Origin of the sequence: Mycolicibacterium novocastrense (genome assembly GCF_001499835.1) — a bacterium.
Classification (GTDB): domain Bacteria; phylum Actinomycetota; class Actinomycetes; order Mycobacteriales; family Mycobacteriaceae; genus Mycobacterium; species Mycobacterium novocastrense.
In genome coordinates this window covers 19,870-43,955 of record NZ_LQIH01000010.1, presented here as the reverse complement: position 1 = coordinate 43,955, position 24,086 = coordinate 19,870, and the positions used below count along the sequence as shown (strand labels likewise).

The window sequence follows — 24,086 nt, the reverse complement described above, 5'->3', positions numbered from 1 at the left end:
GGGCGGTCGTCTCACGGGCCTTCGCTGCTTTGGATGGTTTTCTGGGCCGGCGGGACAGAGCCGAACAATTGTTCGCCCGGCCGGCAGGTCAGCCCGCTCGTCGTACCCGGAACAGCTTCACGTCGGATTTGATGCCCTTGAGGTGCCGTGCCCCCGCGAACGAGAACGAGAACCGCTCATCGTCACCGATGGCATCGCGCGTGGACTCCGAGACGAGAACCGTTCCCGGCCGCGCGGCGCCGGTGACGCGGCTCGCGAGGTTCACCGCTCCCCCGAACCAGTCACCGGTGCGGCTCACGGCCATTCCCGTCGCCAAGCCGACGCGCAGCCGCGGGAGGTCCTCGTCGTCGGCGGTCTGCTCGACGAGGGTCAGTGCCGCCTCGAGCAGAGGCACCGGTTCCTGGCTGACGAGCATCACCTCGTCTCCGATCGTCTTGACGAACCGCACCGGCGGGACCGACGCCTCGTGTGCGAGATCGAAAAGCCGATGGGCGAGTCGTTCCAGATCCTCCGGCGGCACCGCCTCGCCGAGCCGGGTGAAACCGACGAGGTCGGCGAACAAGATCGTCACGAGCCGGGCACCCGGTAGCCGTTGGCCCTTCGCGCGTTCGGAGGCGGTGATCGCCTCGGTCTCCATCAGGTGGCGCAGCTGCAACCGCAGCATGTCCTGAATCATCGGGCCGAGCAGCGGATCGGCGATACGCACCAGGGCCTCGGCGTTCTCGGCGATGACGAGTTCCGTTGCGCCCGGGTCGAGCACCGTAGCGAGCCCGGCGTATCGCATCACCTCGGCGGCCTTCGACAGTCCCTCTGCGAGCACGCGGGTGATCTGGATGATCTGGTCCGGCAGGATTCCGATCTCGATGAAACGCTGCGCGTACGCCGCGGCTTCGGCGTCGGCACGCAGGTGGACCTTCGCATCGGGGTCATCGACGGCGGGCAGTCCCATCGCACGCTGAATACGCTGCAGCAGTTCGAGATCGATGCCGGTCGTCTCGCTGGTCTCCCGGGCGGAGACGTAGACGCCATCGTCGCCGAGGGCCTGACGCGCGCCGAGGAGCATCGGCAGGAAGGCATTTCGGATCACCTCGACGTCGATGCCCTTGCTCACCAGCCAGGCGATCAGCTCGGCGCGCTCGGCGCGCTGGTCACCTTCGAGTCCGTCGAGCAGACCGGACCCTTCGACGTCGAACTCCTCGGCCACCGGCTCAACGTATACCGCATGCGATAGTCGAAGGATGGGTTCGCCGGTGCTGTACGGATTGCCGCCGATCGCCGGCGACGGTGCGCACACCTTGATCCTGGGCAATATGCCCAGCGTCATGTCGCTCGCCGCCCAGCAGTACTACGGCAACCCACGCAATGCTTTCTGGCACATCATGGCCGAAGTCTTCGGGTTCGCTGCGGACGCGCCGTACGAGCAGCGATGCGCCGGGTTGACGGCTCGTGGGTTTGCCGTCTGGGACGTCCTGCGCTCGTGCCGGCGTGAGGGCAGCCTCGACTCCGCGGTGAAGCCGGAGAGCATGGTGCCGAACGATTTTCAGGGCTTCTTCGATCAGCACGACGGCATCGAACTGGTTCTGTTCAACGGCGCGGCAGCGGAGAAGAACTTCACGCGACTCGTCGAAGTCTCCAACGATCTGCGTTACCGGCGACTGCCGTCGACGAGTCCCGCCCAGACGATGCGATTCGCCGACAAGCTCGCCATCTGGCGCGAGTCCCTTTCAGGGGCCGCGGCGTAGAACACGGACGCCGGCCTGCCCGCGAAGACAAGCCCGGGTGGGAGAACCGCTACCGTGGCGAACATGTCCTGTGTGTTCTGCGCCATCGTCGCCGGCGAGGCCCCGGCCATCCGCATCTACGAAGACGACGACGTTCTCGCCATCCTCGACATCCGCCCGTTCAGCCGCGGCCACACCCTGGTGATCCCGAAGCGACACACCGTCGACCTGACCGACACGCCCCCGGAGACAGTCGCCACCCTGGCGCGGGCGGGTCAGCGGATCGCGCGCGCCGCGCGCCGGTCCGGACTTCACGCCGACGGCAACAATGTGGTGATCAACGACGGCAAGGCCGCGTTTCAGACGGTGTTCCACATCCATCTGCACGTGCTGCCGCGACAGGGGGGCGACAAGCTCTCGTTCGCCAAGAACATGCTCCTTCGCCGCGACCCGGACCGGGAGGAGTCGGGACGGCTGCTGCGCGAAGCCCTGGCGGAACTCGACTCGGCTGCGCAAGACTGAGCCCCATGAGCATGCCCTGGTACGAGAAGTACATCGGTTACCCGATGCTGTTGCTGCACGACAAGCTCTACAAGGGCACCAACGGCCGCATCGGCCACACCATTCCGGGCGCACCGCCGATGCTGATCCTGCACACGGTCGGCGCGAAAACCGGTCTGCAGCGATCCAATTCGCTCGCCTACACCCGAGACGGGGATGACTACCTGGTGGTCGCGTCCAAGGGCGGCGAGCCGAAAGCACCCGGGTGGTATCACAACCTCAAAGCCGACCCGAACGTCGAGATCAACGTCGGACCCAAGCGCATCAAGGTCACGGCGACCCCCGTCACCCACGACGATCCCGACTTCCCGCGGCTGTGGAAGATCGTCAACGACATGCGGGGCAACAAAGACCGCTACATCGGCTACCAGAAGCGGACGTCGCGTCCGATCCCGGTGGTCAGGTTGACCCCGGCCTAGAACAACTCCTTGGCCAGCAGTTCCAGTGTCTTGTCGCGGGCCGGCGCGGTCGCCGGATCGGTGCCGCGGCGGGCCGAGGCCACCGGGTTGATCATGACCTCGTCGACGCCGAACCGGTCGGCCAACGCGCGCACCTGTTCGGCCGCTTCGGTCGGATCACCGACGACGGCTCGCCCGAAGGCGGCTTCGGCGATGCGCTGCGCCTGCGGTGCGAGCTGCTGCTGTTGGGCGTCCTCGACGAGATCCAGCGGGCCCAACGGCTGACCGGTGCGCAGCCGCGCCATCATCTGCAGGTTGGGCAATGCCAAAGCCTCTGCCTCATCGCGTGTTTCGGCGACCACCGCGTTGACCGTGAGGAAGGTGACCGGTTCGGGCGCCAGGTCGCTGGGCCGGAACTCCGAGCGGTAGACCTCGAGGGCCTCGGCGGTGCCCTGGCCGGAGAAGTGGTGGGCGAACACGTACGGTAACCCCTTCGCGGCGGCCAGGTGTGCCGAGTACATCGAGGACCCCAGCAGCCACAGCTTCGGTTCGGTCACCGCGGCGGGGGTGGCCTTGAGGACGTAGTGCTGGTTCGGGATCGGCACGCGCACCCCGCGCGCGCTCATCAGCGCGACGACGTCGTCGAGATAGTCGGGGAAGGCGTCGATGTCACGATCGTCGCGACCGGCGGCGCCGCGCAGCGCCATCGACGTCACCGGGTCCGAGCCCGGCGCGCGGCCGATGCCGAGGTCGATGCGTCCCGGATGGGCCGCCTCCAGCAGTGCGAACTGCTCGGCGACGGCCAGGGGTGCGTGGTTCGGCAGCATCACACCGCCGGACCCCACCCGCAGGTGTTCGGTGTGTGCGGCCAGGTGCGCGATGAGCACCGGCGGGCTGGTCGCCGCCACCGAGGGCATGTTGTGGTGCTCGGCGACCCACAAGCGGGTGTAGCCGAGGCGGTCGGCGGTCTGCGCGAGCCGCGTCGACGCTGCCAGCGCGTCGGAGGTCGACTGGTCGGTGCGCACCGGCACGAGATCGAGGACTGAGAGACGCATGGTCCTCACAACGCATTCGAGCGCATGGACGTTCCCCGTACCCCGTCTACCAGCGCTTCGGGGTTGGGTTGCTGTTGCAGGAGGCGCTGGATGGGACGCAGAGCGCGTTCGACGCTCATCACGCGCATCGCGAGCTCACGGGCGACGGCCAGTGTCCGGCTGCGGCGGAACATCACCTTCGCGAGTTGCCGCGAGTTGTCCTGGGCCGCCTCCACGCGGGGACGCTGGGCGTGTTCGTAGGCACGCAGCAGCTCACCGAGTGCGATGCGGGGCGCGTGGCGGAGCATGCGGCTGAGCACCCACGCCGACTCCATCGCCATGCCCGCCCCCACTCCCGCGGTCGGCAGGAACCCGGCCGCCGCGTCACCGAGCAGGACGGTGCGCCCGGTGGTCCAGCGCGGCGCGCGGCAGTCGGTCAGCGACCAGTAGTACGGATCCGGGTCGGTGGCCACGGCGGCCATCGCGCGGTCCAGGCGGGGGTCGACGGTCTTCAGGTCACGGCGCATCGATGTGACGAAGGGTGCGGGACCCGCCGCGGTGTCCTCTCGCGGCCCGCCGAGGAACACGCCGAGCGCATCGGCCACCGGATACATCGCGACCATGCCGCCGGCGCCCCACAGCTCCTCACCGAGGTCGGGGTCGCCTTCGTCGGGCGCCCACACCACCCAGCCGCCCCAGCCGGTGTCCACCCATTCCACCGGTTGCCCGTCGAGCACGAAACCGCGTGTCTTCGAATGCATTCCGTCGGCGATCACGACGAGATCGAAGTGCATGCGGTGATCGGCGCCGTGGCTCCGCACGCGGACGTCGACGCCGGACGACGTCTCGGCCAGGTCGGTGACCACCGCGTCGTAGGTCACCGGGCAACCCGCACCGGCGAGCACGTCGATAAGCGGTCCGCGGGCAATGCCGCGGTAGTCGCCGTAGCGCGACATCAGGTCGACGGTCGAGTCCGTCCGCAACAAGCGGCCGGTGTGGCCCCGCACGGCGTACCGCTTGAGCGGCACGCTCGCCGCGCGGTACGCGTCACGCACCGCGAGGTCGTCGAGTGCCGCGTCGACCATGGGCATCAACGCGAGCATGTAGCCCTGCGCGGGTGCACTTTCGGCGCGCTCGATCAGGACCGGATGGCGACCGTCGCCGCGCAGTAGCTGCGCAGCCGTGACCCCGGCGATGCCGGCGCCGACAACCAGAATTCGCATTTCGTCCGCGGCCGCCCGTTCGTATTGCTTTTCAAGGCTTGTCGGACTCAACATGTTCTTCACGCTACCATTGTGTGGACCGGGTGGTCCACAGCTGCTACCGTGAGGCGTGACCTCGGCAAGGATCGCCCGCATGCCTGCGGAGAAGCGCCGTCGGCTGGTGGAGACGGCTGCCCTCGAATTCGGTTCTGCCGGTTATGAACACGCCTCGCTCAACCGGATCATCGAGCAGTGCGCGATGAGCAAGAGCTCGTTCTATTACATACTGTCGTCGAAGGCGGAACTCTACGAATTCGTCCTGCAGGAATTGATCGCCGAGGTCGCGGCCGAGATTGACGTCGTCGCGCCCGAACATTTCGCGGGAACCGAATTCTGGTCGAAAGTCGAACGATATTTCGCGAACCTGATATCGGTTTCGCAGCGCGAACACAGTTTCCTGCTGCTGGGACGGATGTTCTACCTGCAGGCCCCCGATCCGGTGAAAACCGCCGTCGCCACGACGCTCGGCGCCGTCCGGGAGTGGGTGCACGAGGTGCTGCGCGTCGGTCGCCGTTGCGGGGCCGTGCGCACCGACCTGCCGGAGCCGTTGCAGGCCGAGCTGGTCTTCGCGATCCTGCAGGTGTTCGACGAGTGGACCATCGCGCACTATGCCGACTTCTCGGCGTCGGCCCTGCAAAACTTGGCCGTCGCGCAGTTCGCGACTATCCGACGGACGCTAGCGCCTTAGCGGTGCGGAAAACGTCGTCGAACATCTGCGGGGTCAGCTTGCCGGTGAACGTGTTCTGCTGGCTGGGGTGATAGCAGCCCACCAGGGTGACGCCGCCCATCTCGGCGGTGGCACCGTGGCCGAACTTCGGCGCGGGCACCGGCACCGGAACACCCCCCGTGCGCAGCATCTGCAGCGCCGCCCGCCAGGCGAACCCGCCGAGCGCGACCACCACGCGCACGTGCGCCGCCGTCAACCGCCATTCGGCGTCCAGCCACGGAGCGCAGGTGGCCCGTTCGGCGGGTGTCGGCGCATTGGCCGGCGGTGCGCAGCGCACGGCGGCGGCCACGCGCGTTCCGTTGAGCGCCAACCCGTCTGCCGCGTCGACGCACAGCGCCTGGTTCGCCAGGCCCACCCGGTGCAGCGCGGCGAACAGGAAATCGCCCGACCGGTCGCCGGTGAAGATCCTGCCGGTGCGGTTGGCGCCGTGGGCCGCGGGTGCGAGGCCGACGACGAACACCTTCGGCCGCGATGATCCCCAGCCGGGAGCCGGACGGCCCCAGTACGGCTCGTCGGCGAACGACCTGCGCTTGACGACGGCGGCCTCCTCCCGCCACTCGACCAGACGGGGACAGGCCCGGCACACCGACACCTCGGCGTCGAGCTCGGTGAGCGACTGCGTCGCCGCCGCCATCGAGACGACGTGCGCGGCGGTCGTCGCGACGGCGGTCTGGGGTGTGGCGGGGTCACCCGGCCAGCCGGAGCCGGGAGGAACCGGCGACTCGAACCGCACACCGGTCCGCGGGTGAGGCAGGAGTTGCACAGCTCCACTGTGCACGGTGAGAAATTCCGATGCCGAACGGGCCTGCGCGCTGTTAGATTCTGCCGCGATAACTCATGATGAATAGCCGGCGCGGTCCCCTGCTGCTGATTTTCTTCGCCGCGCTCACGGCCGGTGCCGGCAACGGCATATCGCTCGTCGCGTTCCCATGGCTGGTGTTGCAGCGCAACGGTTCTGCGCTCGATGCCTCGATCGTGGCGATGGCGGGTTCGCTGCCGCTGCTGGTGGCGACGCTGATCGCGGGGGCCGCGGTCGACTATCTGGGCCGGCGGCTGGTCTCGATGATCTCCGACGCGTTGTCCGCGCTGTCGGTGGCCGCCGTGCCGGTGCTGGCGCTGACGTTCGGACTGGAGGCCGTCAACGTCGCGGTGCTGGCCACATTGGCCGCGCTGGGCGCCTTCTTCGACCCGGCGGGAATGACCGCTCGCGAGACGATGCTGCCCGAGGCGGCGGCTCGGGCCGGGTGGACACTGGACCGCGCCAACAGCGTCTACGAGGCGGTGTTCAACCTCGCCTACATCGTCGGACCGGGCATCGGCGGCCTGCTGATCGCCACGCTAGGCGGCATCAACACCATGTGGGTCACCGCGTCGGCGTTCGTGGTCTCGATAGTCGCGATCGCGCTGCTGCGGCTGGAAGGAGCCGGAACGCCGGACCGCACGTCGTTGCCCGAGGGGGTGTGGGCGGGCGTCGTGGAGGGGCTGAGGTTCGTCTGGCACAACAGGGTCCTGCGCACGCTGGCGGTCGTCGACCTGGTGGTGACCGGGCTCTACATGCCGATGGAGTCGGTCCTGTTCCCCAAGTACTTCACCGACCGCGACGAACCCGTGCAACTCGGTTGGGTGCTGATGGCGTTGAGCATCGGCGGCTTGGTGGGAGCGCTCGGTTATGCGGTGTCGTCGAAGTACATCAACCGGAGGGTGACGATGTTGACCGCGGTGCTGACGCTCGGAGTCGCGATGACGATCATCGCTTTCCTGCCGCCGCTACCGCTGATCCTGGTGCTCTCGGCGATCGTCGGCCTGTTCTACGGGCCGATCCAACCGATCTACAACTACGTCATGCAGACGAGGGCGCCGCAGCACCTGCGGGGCCGGGTGGTGGGCGTGATGGGATCGCTCGCCTACGCGGCGGGTCCGCTGGGGCTGATCATCGCCGGGCCGCTGGCCGACTCGGCAGGTTTGCATGTGACGTTCCTGGCGCTCGCGCTGCCGATGCTGCTGCTGGGCGTCATCGCCGTGTTCCTGCCCGCACTCCGCGAACTCGACCGCCCGCCAACGGTTTAGCGGGCGGGACCCTGCCTGGCGATCGCCGCGAGTTCGTCACGGGAACTCGCCCCCACCCGTTGGCACGCGCGATAGATGTGGCCCTCGACGCTGCGCACCGACATCACCAGCCGGTCGGCGATCTCGCGGTTGGACAATCCAGCCACCACGAACTCGACGATCTCGCGTTGACGGCCGGTCAACGGTTGACCGGCCGGGACCCTCAGGGCCGGTGTGCACAGTCCCCCGCACGCATCGCTGAGTTCCTTGGCCACGGCCGCTGCATACAGGCCCCGCTTGCGGTACTGGCCGCGGGTGAATGCGACCGCCGCCTGTGCGGCGGCGTCGGCCGCGGCGGCACGGTCGCCGATGGCGCGGTAGGCGTTGGCGACCGCGAGCAACTCTTCGCCGTCGTCGGCGGCAAGCGCTTCCGCATGGCGCGCAACCGCATCGGCCAACGGCAGCCGGAGTTCGTCGGCGAGTTCGCGTGCGCGCGCGGCGCACGATGTGTCGCCCCACTGCGCCGCCGCCTGATGGCACGCCAGCTCGTGAGTGGGCTGACGACGCGTGCGGGCATGGGACGCTGCCGATCGCACGGTGGCGATGGCGTCGGTGACGCATCCGTTGGCCACCAACGACCATCCGGTGGCGATGCTCAACGCCGTCTGCATGAACACGTAGCCGGACGGCACACTCGCCCGCGCCTCGGCGATCGCGTCCTCGGCCGCCTGCCCTTCACCGAGTTTCGCGTGCGCCTCCGCCAGGCCGAAACAGGTCGCCGGCCGCAAACCGCTTGTCACACCGTGCCTTTGCGCACCGGCCGACGCCTCGCGCAGCAGCGTCACCGCAGCGCGGGCGTTACCCCGCATGAGTTCGGCGTGTCCCAACAGCGACGCCAGATTGGCGTAGGCCAGGCTCGGCATCTCTTTGGCCGAGTCGGCCACTCGCCGCGCCATCGCCTCACATTCGCCGATGTGCCCGGTCAGCCGGCAGGCGCGGGCGTACACGCTGGCGAACCAGAACCGCATGTGTGACGCCTGAAACGACGTCATCGCCCGATTCATCGCCGACTCCGCGACGGCGGTCAGTTCGTCGGCCCGGCCGAGCGCCCCCAGCGCCATCGTCAGCGCCACCGCGGCCAACATCGCGTCGAAGTCGGTCAGCAGCCCCGACTCCAGTGCCGCCGTGGCCTTTTGGTCTGCGGCGTCACATCGCGCCGACGCGGCATCGACGCACGCCTCGGCGGCCATACGCGCGAACTGCTCGGCCGTCGACTCGGGCCCCGCGGCCAGCCCGGCCAGCACCGCAGACGCGTCGTCGATACGGCCCAGCATCCAGATCAGGTTGGTCGCCCTCACAATCGACCACCGGTGTGCGCTTGCCGCGCCTTGGCCGGCCATCCGACTCAGCACATCCTCGGCCTGGTCACCGCGGCCGAGCAGGAAGAGGTTCAACGCGCGCAAGCCGGGCGCCTCGGCGGCACCGGCGTCGGCCGCCGCGGTCGCGAACCGGTCGGCGAGTTCGAGGTCGAGCAGTGTCATCGCGCCGCGCGCCGCCGTCAGGAAGACGTCGGGATCCGGTGCCAGGTCTGATTCGAGCGCGAGCAGGGCCCGCCGCACGGTCGCCTGCACGTCGGGCTCGCGGTTTTGGGCGAGCCGGGTGGCCAACCTGCCACGGATCCTCGACAGGTACATCTCGCCCGCGGCCGCGCGCCGCATTTCCCCGAACAGCGGATGGGCCAGGCGGGCCACCAGATCTGCTCCGCTTCGCTCGACGGTCACCAGCCGCATCCGCTCGGCCGTCTCGAGCGCCTCTCGGTTCACGACGTCGCACAGGGTGCCGACCGGTAGTGGTTCGCATTGCGAGAGTGTGTCGACGACGAGGGCGACATCGGGGGTGAGTTCGCGCAGTTGGCGCCCGACCATGTCGCTGATGCTCTGCGACACCGCGACATCGCCGTCCCACATCCATACCCCCGCCGTCTGCCGTATCCGGCCGGCGTCGATCTGGTCTTTGACCAACTGGCTCAGGAAGAGGGCGTTGCCGCCGGTCAGCTTCCAGAACCGCTGAGCGCTACGGGCGTCGACGACCCCGCCCAGGCTCTGCTCGATCATGCCGCGGGCCGCGTCGACGGATAGCGGCGAAAGGTCGAGGCGGACGAGAAGCCCGTCCTTCCACAGCGCGGTGATCGCATCGGGTTCGTCGGCGCCCGAACGGACGGTGACGACCAGGCGGGCCGCCCGGGTCTGCGCGAGCTGGTGCACCACGTGCGCCGACAGCCCGTCGAGCAGATGCGCGTCGTCGACACCGATCAGGGTACGGCCGCGACGTTGTTGGGCGACAAGGGAATTGATCAGCTGACGCACGTTGGGCAGCGGATCGGCGACGGCGTCGTCGATGGCCGCGGTGAACGCACCCAGCGGCAGCGCCTTCGCGGATTCGGTGCCGACGATCCAGTTCGTTCGCTGCCCGCCGCGTTCGGCGAGCCGAAGCACCTCACGTGCGAGCCGGGTCTTGCCCACCCCGGCGGCCCCGACGATCACCACGCCGGATGTGTCGCTGCCCCCGAGTGCGCGGCGAATGGTCACCAGTTCGCCGTCACGTCCCGTCAGCGGATCCCCGCTGATCACGGCGGAACTATATCCCGCAGTTTCGCTACCTGCGCGTGTTTTCGAGCGGCCGTGGACCTGTCCATGGTGCGGGCCTGTCCCCGGCGCGGGCTCGTACCATGGCGCTGTGAACTCGCCCCTGGTTGATCTGGTCGACGCGCTGCCCGAGGGAGCCGTCGTCACCGATCCAGACATCCTGGGGTCCTACCGGCAGGACCGGGCGTTCGACCCGAACGCGGGAACACCGCTTGCGGTGGTGCGGCCGCGCAGCACCGAAGACGTGCAGGCCGTCCTGCGCTGGGCGACCGCCAACAAGATCGCGGTGGTGCCGCGCGGTATGGGCACCGGCTTGTCGGGCGGCGCATCGGCCGTCGACGGTGCCATCGTGCTGACGACCGAGAAGATGCGCGACATCGCCGTCGACCCGGTGACCCGCACCGCCGTCGTCCAGCCCGGTCTTCTCAACGCGGAGGTCAAGAAGGCGGTCGCCGAATTCGGGCTGTGGTACCCGCCGGACCCCTCGTCGTTCGAGATCTGCAGTATCGGCGGCAATGTCGCCACCAATGCCGGTGGTCTGTGCTGTGTGAAGTACGGCGTCACAACGGATTACGTGCTCGGACTGCAGGTGGTGCTCGCCGACGGCACGGCGGTGCGGCTCGGTGGTCCACGGCTCAAGGACGTCGCCGGGCTCCCGCTGACCAAGTTGTTCGTCGGCAGCGAGGGCACGCTCGGCGTGGTGACCGAGGTGACGCTGAAGCTGCTGCCGGCGCAGTCGGCGGCGTGCACGGTGGTCGCGGCATTCGGCTCCGTGGAGGCGGCCGCGGCGGCCGTCGTCGCGATCACGGCCAGGATCCGGCCCTCGATGCTGGAATTCATGGACGCGGCCGCCATCAACGCCGTCGAGGACAAACTGAAGATGGGCCTCGATCGTGACGCCGCCGCGATGCTGGTGGCCGCCTCCGACGACCGGGGTCCGTCCGGCGCCGAGGACGCCCGCTTCATGGCCGACGTCTTCACCGAACACGGTGCCAAGGAAGTCTTTTCGACATCGGACCCCGAGGAGGGCGAGGCCTTCGTCGCCGCCCGGCGGTTCTGCATTCCGGCCGTCGAGTTGAAGGGCTCCCTGCTGCTCGAGGACGTCGGAGTTCCGTTGCCCGCGTTGGCCGATCTGGTCGGCGGCGTGGCCAAGATCGCGGACAACCACGACTTGTTGATCTCGGTGATCGCGCATGCGGGCGACGGCAACACGCACCCGCTGATCGTCTACGACCCCACCGACCCGGCGATGACCGAACGCGCGCACCGAGCGTTCGGCGAGATCATGGACCTTGCCGTGAGCCTGGGCGGCACGATCACCGGCGAACACGGGGTCGGCAGGCTCAAGCGGCCGTGGCTGGCCGGTCAGATCGGCCCGGAGGCGATGGAACTCAACCGGCGGATCAAGCAGGCGCTCGATCCGGACAACATCCTCAACCCGGGCGCGGGAATCTGATGTGCGTCGGGACCGACGTAATGGCTGCTGATCAGCGCGATCCGCGACCAATCCGTCGGTTTCGCGGTCGATACTATTGACAGGTTCGCGCATAGTGTCGTACGAATGAGACGTGACGGCTACCCTGTCTCATGACACGCCGGTTCGATTCCAACTCGCCGACGCCGACACGTGGGCCGATCCGTGGCCGATGTACCGAGCGCTGCGTAACCATGATCCCGTACATCACGTGGTGCCGCGCGAGCGGCCCGATCACGACTACTACGTCATGTCGCGGCATGCCGACATCTGGGCCGCCGCGCGTGATCACGAGACGTTCTCCTCGGCTCAGGGGCTCACCGTCAACTACGGCGAGCTCGAACTGATCGGCCTGGCCGACAATCCGCCGATGGTCATGCAGGACCCGCCCGTACACACCGAGTTCCGCAAGCTGGTGGCGCGAGGCTTCACGCCGCGGCAGGTCGAGGCGGTCGAACCCAAAGTCCGCGACTACGTCGTCGAGCGGATCGAGCGGTTGCGCGCCAACGGCGGCGGGGACATCGTCGCCGAATTGTTCAAACCGCTGCCGTCCATGGTGGTCGCGCACTACCTCGGCGTACCGGAGGCCGACCGCGGCAAGTTCGACGGCTGGACCGACGCGATCGTGGCCGCCAACACCGCCGACGGTGGGCTCGGCGGTGCGCTGGACACGCTCGGCGACAACCTCGGCGAGATGATGGCCTACTTCACCGATCTCATCGAACGCCGGCGCGTTGAACCAGAGGACGACACCGTGTCGCATCTGGTGGCCGCGGGTGTGGGGGCCGACGGCGACATCGCCGGTGTGCTCTCGATCCTCGCCTTCACCTTCACGATGGTCACCGGCGGCAACGACACCACCACCGGCATGCTGGGCGGCTCGGTGCAGCTGCTCCACCAGCGACCCGACCAACGCCGCCTTCTCGTCGAAAACCCGGACCTGATACCGGATTCCGTCGACGAGTTCCTGCGCATGACCTCACCGGTGCAGGGGCTGGCCCGCACCGTCACCCGCGACGTGACGGTGGCCGACACCACGATCCCGGAAGGCAGGCGGGTGTTGTTGCTGTACGCCTCGGCCAACCGCGACGAACGCCAATTCGGGGACGATGCATCCGAACTCGACGTGACACGCAGACCGCGCAACATCCTGACGTTCAGCCACGGCGCGCACCACTGCCTGGGTGCGGCGGCCGCGCGGATGCAGTCCCGCGTCGCGCTGACCGAACTGCTGACGCGCATACCCGACTTCGAGGTCGACGAGAGCGGAATCGTCTGGGCCGGCGGCAGTTATGTGCGGCGACCGCTGTCCGTCCCGTTCGAGGTAGTCGCCTGATGGCCGGCGACTGGTTGGCCGCGCGGCGCACCGAAGTGGCCGCGGACCGCATCCTCGACGCCGCGGGCGAACTGTTCGCCCAGAAAGAGGCCGCCACCGTCGGCATGAACGAGATCGCTTCTGCGGCAGGATGTTCTCGCGCCACGCTGTACCGCTACTTCGAGAACCGCGAGGCGCTCTACACCGCGTACGTCCACCGGGAAAGCTACCGGCTGTACCGCGAGATGACCGAACAGATCAACGCGCTGACCGATCCGCGTGAGCGGTTGATCGAGGGGATGCTGGCCTCACTGCGCAACGTGCGCGAAAGCCCGGCCCTGTCTTCGTGGTTCGCCACGACCCAGCGACCGATCGGCGCGGAGATGGCCGAGGAGTCCGAGGTGATCAAGGCGCTGACCGAGGCGTTCGTCATCTCGCTCGGTCCCGACGACCCGGAACTGGTCGCGCACCGCGCGCGGTGGCTGGTACGGGTGATGACCTCGCTGATGCTGTTCCCCGGTCACGATGAGGACGACGAACGGTCGATGCTCGAGGAGTTCGTCGTACCGATAGTGCTGCCCAGTCGTCAGGCCACCCAGTAGCGTCCGGAGACGTCAGGCCACCCAGTAAGCCTGGGCCTTGATCGACTTCTTCGAGATCTTGTACCCCTCGCGGAAGACCTTGGCCACCGCGCGGGTGGTGCGGTTGTCGCAGGCGACCCATCCGAAGTGGTCGGGGGCCTCGAACGCCGCCGCGGCCACCGCTTCCACCAGTGCCTCGCCGGCGTTCTTGCGGTCCACCCACATCACGTCGGTGCTGCGGGCGACCGGCAGCTGGCGGTCGTCGTCGTGCGCCGCCTCCAGGAACACCCGCGCCGGGGCGTCGCCGATCGCGGTCAGCAACGAGTTGATGGCGGGCAGCGACGCGGTGTCGCCGACGATCACGTAGCCGGCCGGCGGTGGTTCGGGCAGCGTGAAGTTGCTGCCGAGCACCGTGACCTCGATTGTGTCGCCGGGCTGGGCGTTCTCCGCCCAATGCGAGGCGATGCCGTCGTGCAGGGCGAACTCGATGTCGACGGTGTCGGCCGCGGGGTTCGGGTCGACCAGGGTGTAGCCGCGCTGGTGCAGCTTCTCGCCGTCGGCGAACCACATGCGGATCCACATCGTCGGGTGCAGCGGCGAGCCTTCGAGCATGCCCCCGGCGTCGAAGCTCAGCCGCAGGTAGTGCGGGCTGATCTCCCGCTTACCCGTCACGGTCAGCCGATAGTCGCCGGCGCGCAGCAGCTTGAGCACCGCGCCTTGAAAACCGCGCGTTGGCTTCTTGTCCGACATAACTAGCCCTCCGTGTCGCTGTTGCGGTTAGGCTACCCTAAGCCTGCGCGGTGCTTAACGGGTTGATGGCCTCACGATCGCACGCGGGTGAACCGGTGCAGCAGCCACGCCAGCGGGACCGTCATCACGAAGGTGACGAGGAACAGCATGGCGATCGAACCGGTGTAGATCGGATAGTGCAGCACCTCGACCATCGCCAGTTCCATCGTGATCAGGTGGATCAGGAAGATTTCGTAGGAGATTTCGCCGAGAAACACCATCGGCCGGCTTGACAGCACACGCGCGTAGATGCCGCGATCCCCCAGCGCCAGCGGCGCCACCGCCAGCGTCGCGATCACCGCGTAGAAGAACGCCTTCACCAACGCCTCGCGCAACTCGGCGGGCGAGGTGGTCGGTTCCCCGGCGATGGGTGTGGATGCGATGAAATAGCACGCCACCGCCAGCGGTATGCACGCCAGGCCGTAGGCCCGGACCCCCAGCGGTTGCAGCGCCGCCAGTAGCATCCCGCCGATGAACCAGGCGAGGTACGACGGCAGCCACAGCCGCGCGCCGTCGGGCAGGAAATCGGTGGTGTGCACGAGGACCAGCCATGCGGGTGTGATCAGCGCCAGGGCGGACAGTCCGCCGATCAGCAGGCCCGGACGCCACCGTCGTCGACACAAAACCACCAGTAGCAGCCACGCGAGCAGCGGCAGCACCGCGTAGAACGCGACCTCCACCGCCAGGCTCCACATCTGGGTGAGGCCTTGATGCAGATACGAGTACAGGTAGTTGTCGGTGTAGATCTGGGTGTGAGTCAGGTTGCGCAGCAACCCCTCCCAGGTGTGCCCGGGGTTCGGGCCCGCGGTGCGGAAGTGGTAGACGAGGTAGGCCGCCAGCACGGTGACCACGTAAGCCGGCATGATCCGTCGCACCCGGCGCCAGGCATAACGGCGCGTCGACGGCGGGGAGGACCCCGCGTACGCGGCCTTCACCCACGGCGAGAACAACAGAAACCCGCTGAGCACGAAGAAGATCGGCACGCCGATCTCGGCGCGGGAGTACACCAGACCGACATAGCCCTGCGGGTACTTGCCCGTCGTGTAGGCGGCGTGGGTCAACATCACCAACAGGGCGGCGACGGCGCGGATACCGGTGAGCGAGGAGACTCGTTCGGCCCTGCTGACGGATTCCAATCCGCCCTGCGCGTCCAAGCCGCGCGACAGCGTCATCTCTGCTTGTGCCGGCCCTTGTCCGGCCGTCGGTCGGGCTGCAGGTTGATCTTCACCCCCGAGATACGGGTGTTCTCAAGGGCTTTGAGTGTCTTCCTGGGCAGATCGGCGGGCAGCTCCACCAACGAGAAATCCGGGCGGATGGTGATGTGGCCGAAGTCGCTGCGGTGCAGACCACCTTCGTTGGCGATGGCGCCGACGATGTGACCGGGCCCGACTTTGTGCCGCTTGCCCACCGAGATGCGGTAGGTGGCCAGGCCTTCGCGTGGTTTGCGGTCGGGCTTGTCGCGGCGGGGACGCTCGTCACGTTCGCGCCGTTTCTCCGGTGGCGGTTCGACCATGAAGAACTCGTCACCGCCGTGCGCCTGGGTGGCCAGCGCCGCCGCGATGTCGGCGATCGGCACGTCGTGCTCGCGTTCGTAGTCCTCGATGATGTTGCGGAAGACGTCGACGCCCGGGGCGCTGAGCGCTTCGGTGATCGAGTCGCGGAACTTCGCTACCCGCTGGGCGTTGACGTCCTCGACCGTGGGCAGTTCCGCCTCGACCAGCTTGGACCGGGTGGCCTTCTCGATGGCCTTGAGCAGGTGACGCTCGCGCGGGGTGACGAACAGCAACGCCGACCCGGACCGGCCCGCCCGGCCCGTGCGACCGATGCGGTGCACATAGGACTCGGTGTCGTTGGGGATGTCGTAGTTCAGGACGTGGGAGATGCGTTCGACGTCCAGTCCGCGTGCGGCGACATCCGTCGCGATCAGGATGTCGATTCTGCCGTCCTTCAATGCGGCGATGGTGCGCTCGCGCTGGGCCTGCGGGATGTCTCCGTTGATCGCCGCCGCGGCGAAGCCTCTGGCCTTGAGTCGCTCGGCGACCTCTTCGGTGGCTTGTTTGGTGCGGACGAACACGATCATCGCGTCGCCCTCTTCCACCTCGAGCACACGCGTCAGCGCATCCATCTTGCGGTGGCCCGACACCTGGATGTAGCGCTGCGAAATGTTCTCGGCGGTGGCGGTTTTCGCCTTGACCGTGACCTCGACCGGATCGTGCAGGTATTTCTTGGTGATCTTGCGGATCGCCGGCGGCATGGTCGCCGAGAACAACGCGACCTGCTTGAACTCGGGGGTGTCGGCCAGGATGCGCTCGACGTCCTCGGCGAAGCCCATCTGCAGCATCTCGTCGGCCTCGTCGAGTACGAGGTAGTCGAGCCGCGACAGGTCCAGGCGGCCCTTCTCGAGGTGGTCGATCACCCGGCCCGGTGTGCCGACGACGACCTGGGCCCCGCGTTTGAGTCCGGCCAGCTGCGGACCGTAGGAGGAGCCGCCGTAGATCGGCAGCACGTTGACCTCCGGCAAGTGGGCGCCGTAGCGGCCGAACGCCTCGGCCACCTGCAGCGCCAATTCGCGTGTCGGCGCCAGGACCAGCGCCTGGGTCGCCCGGCTGGCGGTGTCGATCTTCGACAGGATCGGGATCGCGAACGCGGCGGTCTTGCCGGTGCCGGTCTGGGCCAGACCCACCACGTCGGAACCCGCCATCATGGCCGGGATGGTGGCGGCCTGGATCGCCGAGGGCGTCTCGTAGCCGACGTCGACGACGGCCCGCAGCACCGAAGGGTGAATCTGCAGGTCGTCGAAGGTCAGGTCGCCGGTCGAGCCGTCGGGGCTCGCATCCGACTCGGCGGAGGTCATCGGCGTCGAGTCTAGTGCCAGTGAGCAGCCCGATTCGCCACGCGGTGTGTCGGCGCGACCTGGTCGATGCGATTTGCAAGGGTGGCTCAGGTGATGTGCACGGTTCGACTCAACGGCCTGCTCGGCTCGGTGGCGGCGCTCTCGGCGGTGCTGGTGGTCGCCGTCGGGTGCGGAGCCAGCGACTCCACCGTCTCCAAGACGCCCGACGCCATGCCCGCTTCGGCACCGGCGCCGGCCGCACCGCCGCCCTCGGCCGCTCCCCCCGCCGCCGCGTCCGGTGCACCGGCGGCCGACCCCTGCGCGGTCAACCTCGCCGCCCCGGAGATCACCAGGGCGGTGGCCGAGCTGCCGCGCGACCCCCGCAGCGACCAGGGCTGGAATCCGGAGCCGATCGCAGGCAACTACAACGAGTGCGCGCAGCTGTCGGTCGTGATCGTCAAGGCCAACACCAACGCCACCAACCCCAACACGCGGGCGGTGATGTTCCACCTCGGCAACTTCATTCCGAGCGGGGCACCTGACACCTACGGGTTCAACGGCGTGGACACGTCGGAGAGCACGGGCGACACGGTCGCGCTGCGCTACTCGAACGGCGTGCCCGGCCTCGAAAGTGTGGTCAGGTTCCGCTGGAACGGAAACGGCGTCGAGCTGATCGGCAACACCGGCGGCTGACGGATCCGCCGAACGTGGGTTACCCGCACACCTTTCGCGGCGGCGACGTGTATCGAGCCCACACTCGGCGGGCTATAGCCGAGCAATTTGCGCGTTGAGCCGAACCGTGTCCGAATGCGGCCAACCTCTCTCCTGCATCGCGTCCCGTACGCGAGCGAGAAAGATATGCGAGCGATAGCGCAAGTGATCGCGACTGATCCGGATGATCAGCCAGCCTTGACCCGCCAGTTCGGCCAGCCGGTCGATGTCGCGTGCATGCTGTATCGGATCGTCCCAGTGTTGCGGACCGTCGTATTCGACGCCGACCTTGTATTCCTCCCAGCCCATGTCGACGCGGCCGACGAAGGAGTCATACTCGTCAGCGACGACAATCTGTGTCTGCGGCCTCGGAAACCCGGCTGCGATCAGGAGTAGGCGTGTGCGGGTTTCCTGCGGTGACTCGGCGCCGCCGTCCATCAGCTCCACAACCCGCCGCAACTGCACCACACTGCGTGCGCCGCGATGGTTTTCGGCGAGACGGGCGACGTCGACCGGCTTGAGACCAGTGACGTTCGCCAACGCATCGACCGCGATGATCGCCCTCTCGAGCCCTTTCCTCCGCCCGAGGTCGAATGCTGTCCGCGCCGGAGTGGTGACCGGCATTCCGCGCACGATGCCGACTTCGTCATCACGCAGCTTCGCCCTATGGATGACGATTCCGTCGACATCACATGCCTCGACGCGAATCAGTTCGGCGGGCAGGTCCTCGTCGATCCAGCGAGACCCATGTAAGGCCGCGGCGGATGATCCGGCGAGGGTGGCGTTTCGGCCGGACCACAACCACGCGGCCGCCGCTCGTCTGTCAGGTGTCAACGTCGCACCCTTCGGCAGGTAGACATTCCGATAGATCATGTTGTGGCGGCTGACCAACGTCCGCCTTGTCACCACTCCAGCGGCCAGCGCTTCAGTGCCGATGAACGGCGATGCATTCGTATCCATGCGGTCACTGTCGGTACGTGGTCTCTCGCAAACGGTCGATGCGGGCCGGCGAACGGCGGTCCTGTGGATACGCGTGGCGTTGGGGACGAAGGAGTGTCACGCGCGGGCCGCGTCGAGTGTGGGCGAGTGTCACGCGCGGGCCGCGTCGAGTGTGGGCTCGTGTTACGCGCGGCCCGCGTCGAGTGTGCGGGTAACCCACGTTCGGCGGAGCGGGGAGGTGTCGCCCGGGTCACATACAGTGGCAGCGTGTTCGTGGCCTCCGACGGCGCCGAAACCCGCGTCGTATACAGCGCATCCGACCTTGCAGCGGCCGCCCGCTGCGAGTACGCGTTGCTGCGCGCCTTCGACGCCAAGCTCGGGCGGGGCCCCGCGGTCGCGAGCGAAGACGAGCTGTTGGCCAGGACGGCCCAGCTCGGCGACGAGCATGAGAAGCGGCACCTCGATCTGCTGCGCGACCGCACCGACGTCGCGATCATCGGCAGGCCCCCGTACACGATCGACGGGCTGACCGCCGCCGCCGAGCAGACGCGCCGCGCTGTCGAGCGTCGCGCAGAAGTGATCTACCAAGCCGCGATGTTCGACGGCCGGTTCGTCGGCTTCGCCGACTTCCTGATCTTGGAGCGCGACGCCGAGGGTGAGCGATATCGATTGCGCGACACCAAGCTCGCGCGCTCGGTGAAAGTCGAGGCGCTGCTGCAGTTGGCCGCCTACGCCGAAACGCTCGCCGCCGCGGACGTTCCGGTTGCCGATGAGGTCGAGCTCATCCTCGGCGACGGCGCCACCGCGAGCTACCGCATCGACGAGCTGCTCCCGGTCTACCGGCCCCGGCGCGACGACCTGCAGCGGTTGCTCGATGACCACTTCGCCTCGGGCGCACCGGTCGACTGGGCCGACGAATCCGTGCGGGCCTGTTTCCGCTGTCCCGAATGCGAGGCCCAGGTTCGGGCCGGCGACGACCTGCTGCTGGTCGCGAACATGCGGGTGAGCCAGCGGGCACGTCTGCTCGACGCGGGCATCACCACGGTCGCCGACCTCGCGCGACATGACGGTCCGGTAGCCGAGCTTTCGACGCGGGCGTTCACCGCGCTTCGGGACCAGGCCCGGTTGCAGCTGGCCCCGCGGGTTGATGGCAAGCCGCCGTACCAGATCGTCGACCCACAGCCGTTGACGCTGCTACCCGATCCCGACAAGGGTGACCTGTTCTTCGACTTCGAAGGCGACCCCCTGTGGACGGCCGACGGGCACGAGTGGGGCTTGGAGTACATGTGGGGCGTGCTCGAGGTGGGCGGCGGTTTCCGCCCGCTGTGGGCGCACGACCGCGCGAGCGAGCGCAGGGCCCTCGTCGACTTCCTCAAGCTGGTGCGCCAGCGCCGCAAGAAGTATCCGAAGATGCACATCTACCACTACGCGGCGTACGAGAAGTCGGCGCTTCTCCGGCTGGCCGGCCGCTACGGTGTCGGCGAGGACGAGGTCGACGACCTGCTGCGCAGCGGCGTACTGGTCGACCTGTATCCGTTGGTGCGCAAGAGCATTCGGGTGGGTACGGAGAACTACAGCCTGAAGTCCCTCGAGCCGCTGTACATGGGCTCCGAGCTGCGTACCGGCGACGTCACCACCGCCACGGAGTCGATCACGATGTACGCGCGGTTCTGCGAACTGCGGGCCGAAGGTCGCCACGACGAAGCCGGCAACATGCTCAAGAAGATCGAGGACTACAACCGCTACGACTGCCGATCGACACACCGGCTGCGCGACTGGCTGATCAAGATCGCGATCGAGTCCAGCGTGCCGCCGCTCGGACCGCAACCCGTCGCCCAGAGCATCGCGGTCGAGGACAGCGATCACCTGGCCCGCACGCTGATGGACTTCGCCGGCGACGGTGTGGCGCAGCGCAGTCCGGAACAGACGGCCGTGGCGTTGATGGCCGCCGCGCGGGGATATCACCGCCGCGAGGACAAACCGTTCTGGTGGGCGCACTTCGACCGGCTCAACAGCCCCGTCGACGAATGGGGCGACACCAGCGACGTGTTCCTGGTCGACACCGACGGCGTGGCGGTCGTCAAGGACTGGCATCTACCGTCGACGCGCGCCCGCAAACAGCAGCGCTGGCTGGAACTGACCGGGGCGCTGGAGGGCGGCGGCATCAGCAAAGAGGTGTTCGCACTGTATGAACCGCCTTCACCCGCGGGAATGGCCGACAACGCGGACCGGCGTGCCGCGGGTAATGCCGACGTCATCGAGGTCGACGACCCGAATGTCCCCACCCGGGTGGTGATCTGCGAACGCGAGACCCCTGCCGGCACGTTCACCCAGACACCGTTCGCGCTCACGCCGCGAAACATCGTGCCGACCAAGAAGTTACGCGAATCGATCGACGCCGCGGCCGCCGACGTCGGCGCCGCGTTACCGGATCTGCCGCGCACCGCGGTGGTCGACATCCTACTGCGCCGGCCACCGCGCACCCGCAGCGGTGCGCCCCTGCCCCACACCGGCGATGTCACCGCCGACATCACCGCCGCGGTGCTCGACCTGGACTCGTCGTATCTCGCGGTGCACGGCCCGCCCGGGACCGGTAAGACGTTCACGGCCGCCCGGATCATCGCCGCCCTGGTCAACAACCATCAGTGGCGCGTGGGTGTCGTAGCGCAGTCACATGCGGTGGTGGAGAACCTCTTTCGCGACCTGGTCAAGGCCGGGGTGGACGCAGAGCGCATCGCCAAGAAGGACTGCCCCGACGACGTCGGCTGTCAGGCGATCGACAAGGACGAGTACGCGGCGTTCATCGCCGACCATGCCGGGTGCGTCATCGGCGGCACCGCATGGGATTTCGCCAACGACACGCGCGTTGAGGCCCGCAGCCTGAACCTGCTGGTGATCGAGGAGGCGGGCCAATACTGCCTGGCCAACACCATCGCCGTGGCCAGGGCCGCCGACAACCTGATGCTGCTCGGCGACCCGCAGCAGCTGCCGCAGGTCAGTCAGGGCCACCATCCCGAGCCGGTCGACGCATCGGCACTGGGCTGGCTGGTGCAGGAAAACCGCACGCTGCCCGGAGAATTCGGCTATTTTCTCGACCGCTCCCATCGGATGCATCCCGCGGTGTGCGCCCCGGTGTCCCGGCTGTCCTATGAGGGCAAGCTGAAGTCCGCGGAGGGCCGACCCGCCGCGCGGCGCCTCGCCGGCCAGGATCCCGGTGTGCGCGTGGTGTCCATCCCCCACGACGGCAACTCCACGAGCAGCCCCGAGGAGGCCCAAGCCATCGTCGCGGCGACGCTGACGCTGCTCGGCAGCGACTGGACCGACGAGCACGGCACCCGCGCATTGACCCAGAATGACGTCCTGGTCGTCGCCCCCTACAACGCGCAGGTTCTGCTGTTGCGCGACTACTTCGAGGCGGCCGGGCTGTCCGACGTCGCGGTCGGCACCGTGGACAAGTTCCAGGGCAGGCAGGCGCCGGTGGTGTTCATATCGATGACGGCATCCTCCATCGACGATGTTCCGCGGGGAATATCGTTTCTGCTCAACAGGAATCGACTCAACGTCGCGGTCAGCCGCGCGAAATACCTCAGCGTGATCGTCCGTTCGCAGGCGCTGACCGAGTATCTGCCGGGCACACCGGACCGCTTGACCGAGTTGGGCGCGTTCCTGTCGCTGGGGGAACCCGCGTGACGAGCTTGACCGACCGACTGACCGAGATCGTCGGGAACGGCTACGTCAGCACCGATCCCGACGTGCTCGCCGCCCGGGCCGTCGACCACACCGGGCGGTACCGGGGCCGGGCCAGCGCCCTGGTGCGACCGGGGTCGGCCGACGAGGTCGCTTCGGTGCTGCGGGCATGCCGCGACGCCGAGGCGTACGTCACCGTGCAGGGTGGACGGACATCGCTGGTGGCCGGCACCGTTCCCGAACACGACGACGTGCTGCTGTCCACCGAGCGGCTGCGCGGCATCGGTGACGTCGACGTCACCGAACGCCGAATCTCGGTGGGCGCCGGGGTCACTCTGGCCGAAGTGCAGCGGGCGGCCGGCGGGGCGGGTCTGGTGTTCGGCGTCGACCTCGCCGCGCGCGACACCGCGACCGTCGGGGGCATGGCGTCGACGAACGCCGGCGGACTGCGCACCGTCCGCTACGGCAACATGGGCGAGCAGGTGATCGGCTTGAACGTCGCGCTGCCCGACGGTTCGGTCGTGCACCGGCACAGCCGGGTGCGGATGGACAACACCGGCTACGACCTGGCGTCGCTGTTCGTCGGCGCGGAAGGCACTTTGGGCGTCATCACCGCGCTCGATCTCAGGCTGCACCCCACGCCGCCTCACCGGGTGACCGCGATCTGCGGGTTCGCCGGCCTCGATGCGCTCGTGACCGCCGGGCGGACCTTCCGCGACCTGGACGGTATCGCCGCGCTGGAGTTGATCGACGCGCGCGCCAGCGCGTTGACCGCCGAGCACGCCGGGGTGCCCGCGCCCGTCGACGGTGCCTGGCAACTGCTGATCGAACTGGCGGGCGACACCGACCAGACCGACCGGCTGGCCGAGGCATTCGAGGGCGCGGACCTGTGCGGCGAACCCGCCGTCAGCGTCGACACCGCCGCACAGCAGCGACTCTGGCAGGTGCGCGAGGCCGTCGCCGAAGTGCTCGGCGTGTACGGCCCGCCGTTGAAATTCGATGTCTCACTTCCGCTTTCGGCCATCGCGCAGTTCGCCGCAGATGCCGCCCAGCTCGTCGCCGACCATGCGCCCGAGGCGATCCCGGTGCTGTTCGGTCATGTCGGCGAGGGCAACCTGCACCTGAACCTCGTGCGGTGCACGCTGGACAGCCACGCCGAACGCGCCCTGTACGAAGCGATGATGGACCTCATCGCCCGCCTGGGCGGCAACGTCAGCAGCGAGCACGGCGTGGGCACCCGCAAGCGCCCGTATCTGGGAATGTCGCGCACCGACGCCGACATCGCGGCCATGCGAACAGTGAAGGCGGCCTTCGACCCGACCGGCTACCTCAATCCCGCGGTGCTGTTCGACTAACTTCCGTC

At 68.2% G+C, this 24,086-nt stretch carries 20 protein-coding genes; 11 read left to right on the top strand and 9 right to left on the bottom strand.

Annotated elements, in window-relative coordinates:
• Positions 1-88: 88 nt before the first annotated feature.
• Positions 89-1,204: an adenylate/guanylate cyclase domain-containing protein gene (locus tag AU072_RS09355; protein ID WP_064413593.1), complete on the bottom strand. Its 1,116-nt coding sequence runs from the start codon at positions 1,202-1,204 to the stop codon at positions 89-91.
• A 34-nt stretch (positions 1,205-1,238) separates the two neighbouring features.
• On the opposite strand from AU072_RS09355, the gene AU072_RS09350 reads away from it, so the two are divergent.
• The 3 genes from AU072_RS09350 to AU072_RS09340 all read left to right on the top strand — a co-directional run bounded on the left by AU072_RS09350 (position 1,239) and on the right by AU072_RS09340 (position 2,701).
• Positions 1,239-1,742, top strand: a complete 504-nt coding sequence (locus tag AU072_RS09350; RefSeq protein WP_064413533.1) for a DNA-deoxyinosine glycosylase — start codon at positions 1,239-1,241, stop codon at positions 1,740-1,742.
• Positions 1,743-1,805: 63 nt separating this feature from the next.
• Positions 1,806-2,243 carry an HIT family protein gene (locus tag AU072_RS09345; RefSeq protein WP_064413532.1) on the top strand — a complete coding sequence of 146 codons (438 nt, stop codon included), beginning with the start codon at positions 1,806-1,808 and terminating at the stop codon, positions 2,241-2,243.
• Between the two features lie 11 nt (positions 2,244-2,254).
• Positions 2,255-2,701, top strand: a complete 447-nt coding sequence (locus tag AU072_RS09340) for a nitroreductase family deazaflavin-dependent oxidoreductase (RefSeq protein WP_082680748.1) — start codon at positions 2,255-2,257, stop codon at positions 2,699-2,701.
• On the opposite strand, the gene AU072_RS09335 is transcribed toward AU072_RS09340, so the two are convergent.
• The gene (locus AU072_RS09335) at positions 2,698-3,735 is read right to left on the bottom strand and encodes an LLM class flavin-dependent oxidoreductase (RefSeq protein ID WP_064413530.1); all 1,038 of its coding nucleotides are present in this window, start codon (positions 3,733-3,735) and stop codon (positions 2,698-2,700) included. The two genes, AU072_RS09340 and AU072_RS09335, sit on opposite strands and share 4 nt — an antisense overlap.
• 5 nt (positions 3,736-3,740) lie before the next feature.
• Positions 3,741-4,991 carry an FAD-dependent oxidoreductase gene (locus AU072_RS09330; protein WP_064413592.1) on the bottom strand — a complete coding sequence of 417 codons (1,251 nt, stop codon included), beginning with the start codon at positions 4,989-4,991 and terminating at the stop codon, positions 3,741-3,743.
• A gap of 79 nt (positions 4,992-5,070) precedes the next feature.
• On the opposite strand from AU072_RS09330, the gene AU072_RS09325 reads away from it, so the two are divergent.
• Positions 5,071-5,664: a TetR/AcrR family transcriptional regulator gene (locus AU072_RS09325; protein ID WP_064413529.1), complete on the top strand. Its 594-nt coding sequence runs from the start codon at positions 5,071-5,073 to the stop codon at positions 5,662-5,664.
• On the opposite strand, the gene AU072_RS09320 is transcribed toward AU072_RS09325, so the two are convergent.
• Entirely contained in the window at positions 5,639-6,481 is an 843-nt protein-coding gene (locus AU072_RS09320) for a uracil-DNA glycosylase (protein ID WP_064413528.1), read from the bottom strand. The two genes, AU072_RS09325 and AU072_RS09320, sit on opposite strands and share 26 nt — an antisense overlap.
• 59 nt (positions 6,482-6,540) lie before the next feature.
• On the opposite strand from AU072_RS09320, the gene AU072_RS09315 reads away from it, so the two are divergent.
• Positions 6,541-7,770: a multidrug efflux MFS transporter Tap gene (locus AU072_RS09315; protein WP_064413527.1), complete on the top strand. Its 1,230-nt coding sequence runs from the start codon at positions 6,541-6,543 to the stop codon at positions 7,768-7,770.
• On the opposite strand, the gene AU072_RS09310 is transcribed toward AU072_RS09315, so the two are convergent.
• On the bottom strand, positions 7,767-10,379 hold the full coding sequence (locus AU072_RS09310) for a helix-turn-helix transcriptional regulator (RefSeq protein ID WP_064413526.1): 2,613 nt from the start codon (positions 10,377-10,379) through the stop codon (positions 7,767-7,769). The genes AU072_RS09315 and AU072_RS09310 overlap by 4 nt on opposite strands.
• A 106-nt stretch (positions 10,380-10,485) precedes the next feature.
• On the opposite strand from AU072_RS09310, the gene AU072_RS09305 reads away from it, so the two are divergent.
• The 3 genes from AU072_RS09305 to AU072_RS09295 all read left to right on the top strand — a co-directional run bounded on the left by AU072_RS09305 (position 10,486) and on the right by AU072_RS09295 (position 13,785).
• On the top strand, positions 10,486-11,850 hold the full coding sequence (locus AU072_RS09305) for an FAD-binding oxidoreductase (RefSeq protein WP_064413525.1): 1,365 nt from the start codon (positions 10,486-10,488) through the stop codon (positions 11,848-11,850).
• Positions 11,851-11,962: 112 nt separating this feature from the next.
• The gene (locus tag AU072_RS09300) at positions 11,963-13,204 is read left to right on the top strand and encodes a cytochrome P450 (RefSeq protein WP_064413524.1); all 1,242 of its coding nucleotides are present in this window, start codon (positions 11,963-11,965) and stop codon (positions 13,202-13,204) included.
• Entirely contained in the window at positions 13,204-13,785 is a 582-nt protein-coding gene (locus AU072_RS09295; protein WP_064413523.1) for a TetR/AcrR family transcriptional regulator, read from the top strand. The genes AU072_RS09300 and AU072_RS09295 overlap by 1 nt, the downstream gene beginning before the upstream one ends.
• Before the next feature lie 12 nt (positions 13,786-13,797).
• Here AU072_RS09295 and AU072_RS09290 read toward each other — a convergent pair whose 3' ends face one another.
• The 3 genes from AU072_RS09290 to AU072_RS09280 all read right to left on the bottom strand — a co-directional run bounded on the left by AU072_RS09290 (position 13,798) and on the right by AU072_RS09280 (position 17,407).
• Complete coding sequence (locus tag AU072_RS09290; protein WP_064413522.1) at positions 13,798-14,514, bottom strand: siderophore-interacting protein; 717 nt, start codon at positions 14,512-14,514, stop codon at positions 13,798-13,800.
• Between the two features lie 71 nt (positions 14,515-14,585).
• Positions 14,586-15,725, bottom strand: coding sequence for an acyltransferase family protein (locus AU072_RS09285; RefSeq protein WP_064413521.1), 1,140 nt, complete (start codon positions 15,723-15,725; stop codon positions 14,586-14,588).
• Positions 15,722-17,407 carry a DEAD/DEAH box helicase gene (locus tag AU072_RS09280; protein WP_064413520.1) on the bottom strand — a complete coding sequence of 562 codons (1,686 nt, stop codon included), beginning with the start codon at positions 17,405-17,407 and terminating at the stop codon, positions 15,722-15,724. The genes AU072_RS09285 and AU072_RS09280 overlap by 4 nt, the downstream gene beginning before the upstream one ends.
• A 93-nt stretch (positions 17,408-17,500) precedes the next feature.
• Between AU072_RS09280 and AU072_RS09275 the strand changes: the two genes are divergently transcribed.
• Positions 17,501-18,079: an LppP/LprE family lipoprotein gene (locus AU072_RS09275; protein ID WP_064413591.1), complete on the top strand. Its 579-nt coding sequence runs from the start codon at positions 17,501-17,503 to the stop codon at positions 18,077-18,079.
• Between the two features lie 72 nt (positions 18,080-18,151).
• On the opposite strand, the gene AU072_RS09270 is transcribed toward AU072_RS09275, so the two are convergent.
• Positions 18,152-19,057, bottom strand: a complete 906-nt coding sequence (locus AU072_RS09270) for a type IV toxin-antitoxin system AbiEi family antitoxin (protein ID WP_064413519.1) — start codon at positions 19,055-19,057, stop codon at positions 18,152-18,154.
• A gap of 246 nt (positions 19,058-19,303) precedes the next feature.
• Here AU072_RS09270 and AU072_RS09265 point away from each other — a divergent pair, with 246 nt between their 5' ends.
• Entirely contained in the window at positions 19,304-22,726 is a 3,423-nt protein-coding gene (locus tag AU072_RS09265; protein ID WP_064413518.1) for a TM0106 family RecB-like putative nuclease, read from the top strand.
• Entirely contained in the window at positions 22,723-24,078 is a 1,356-nt protein-coding gene (locus AU072_RS09260; protein ID WP_064413517.1) for an FAD-binding oxidoreductase, read from the top strand. Before AU072_RS09265 ends, AU072_RS09260 begins: the two co-directional genes overlap by 4 nt.
• Positions 24,079-24,086 lie beyond the last annotated feature (8 nt).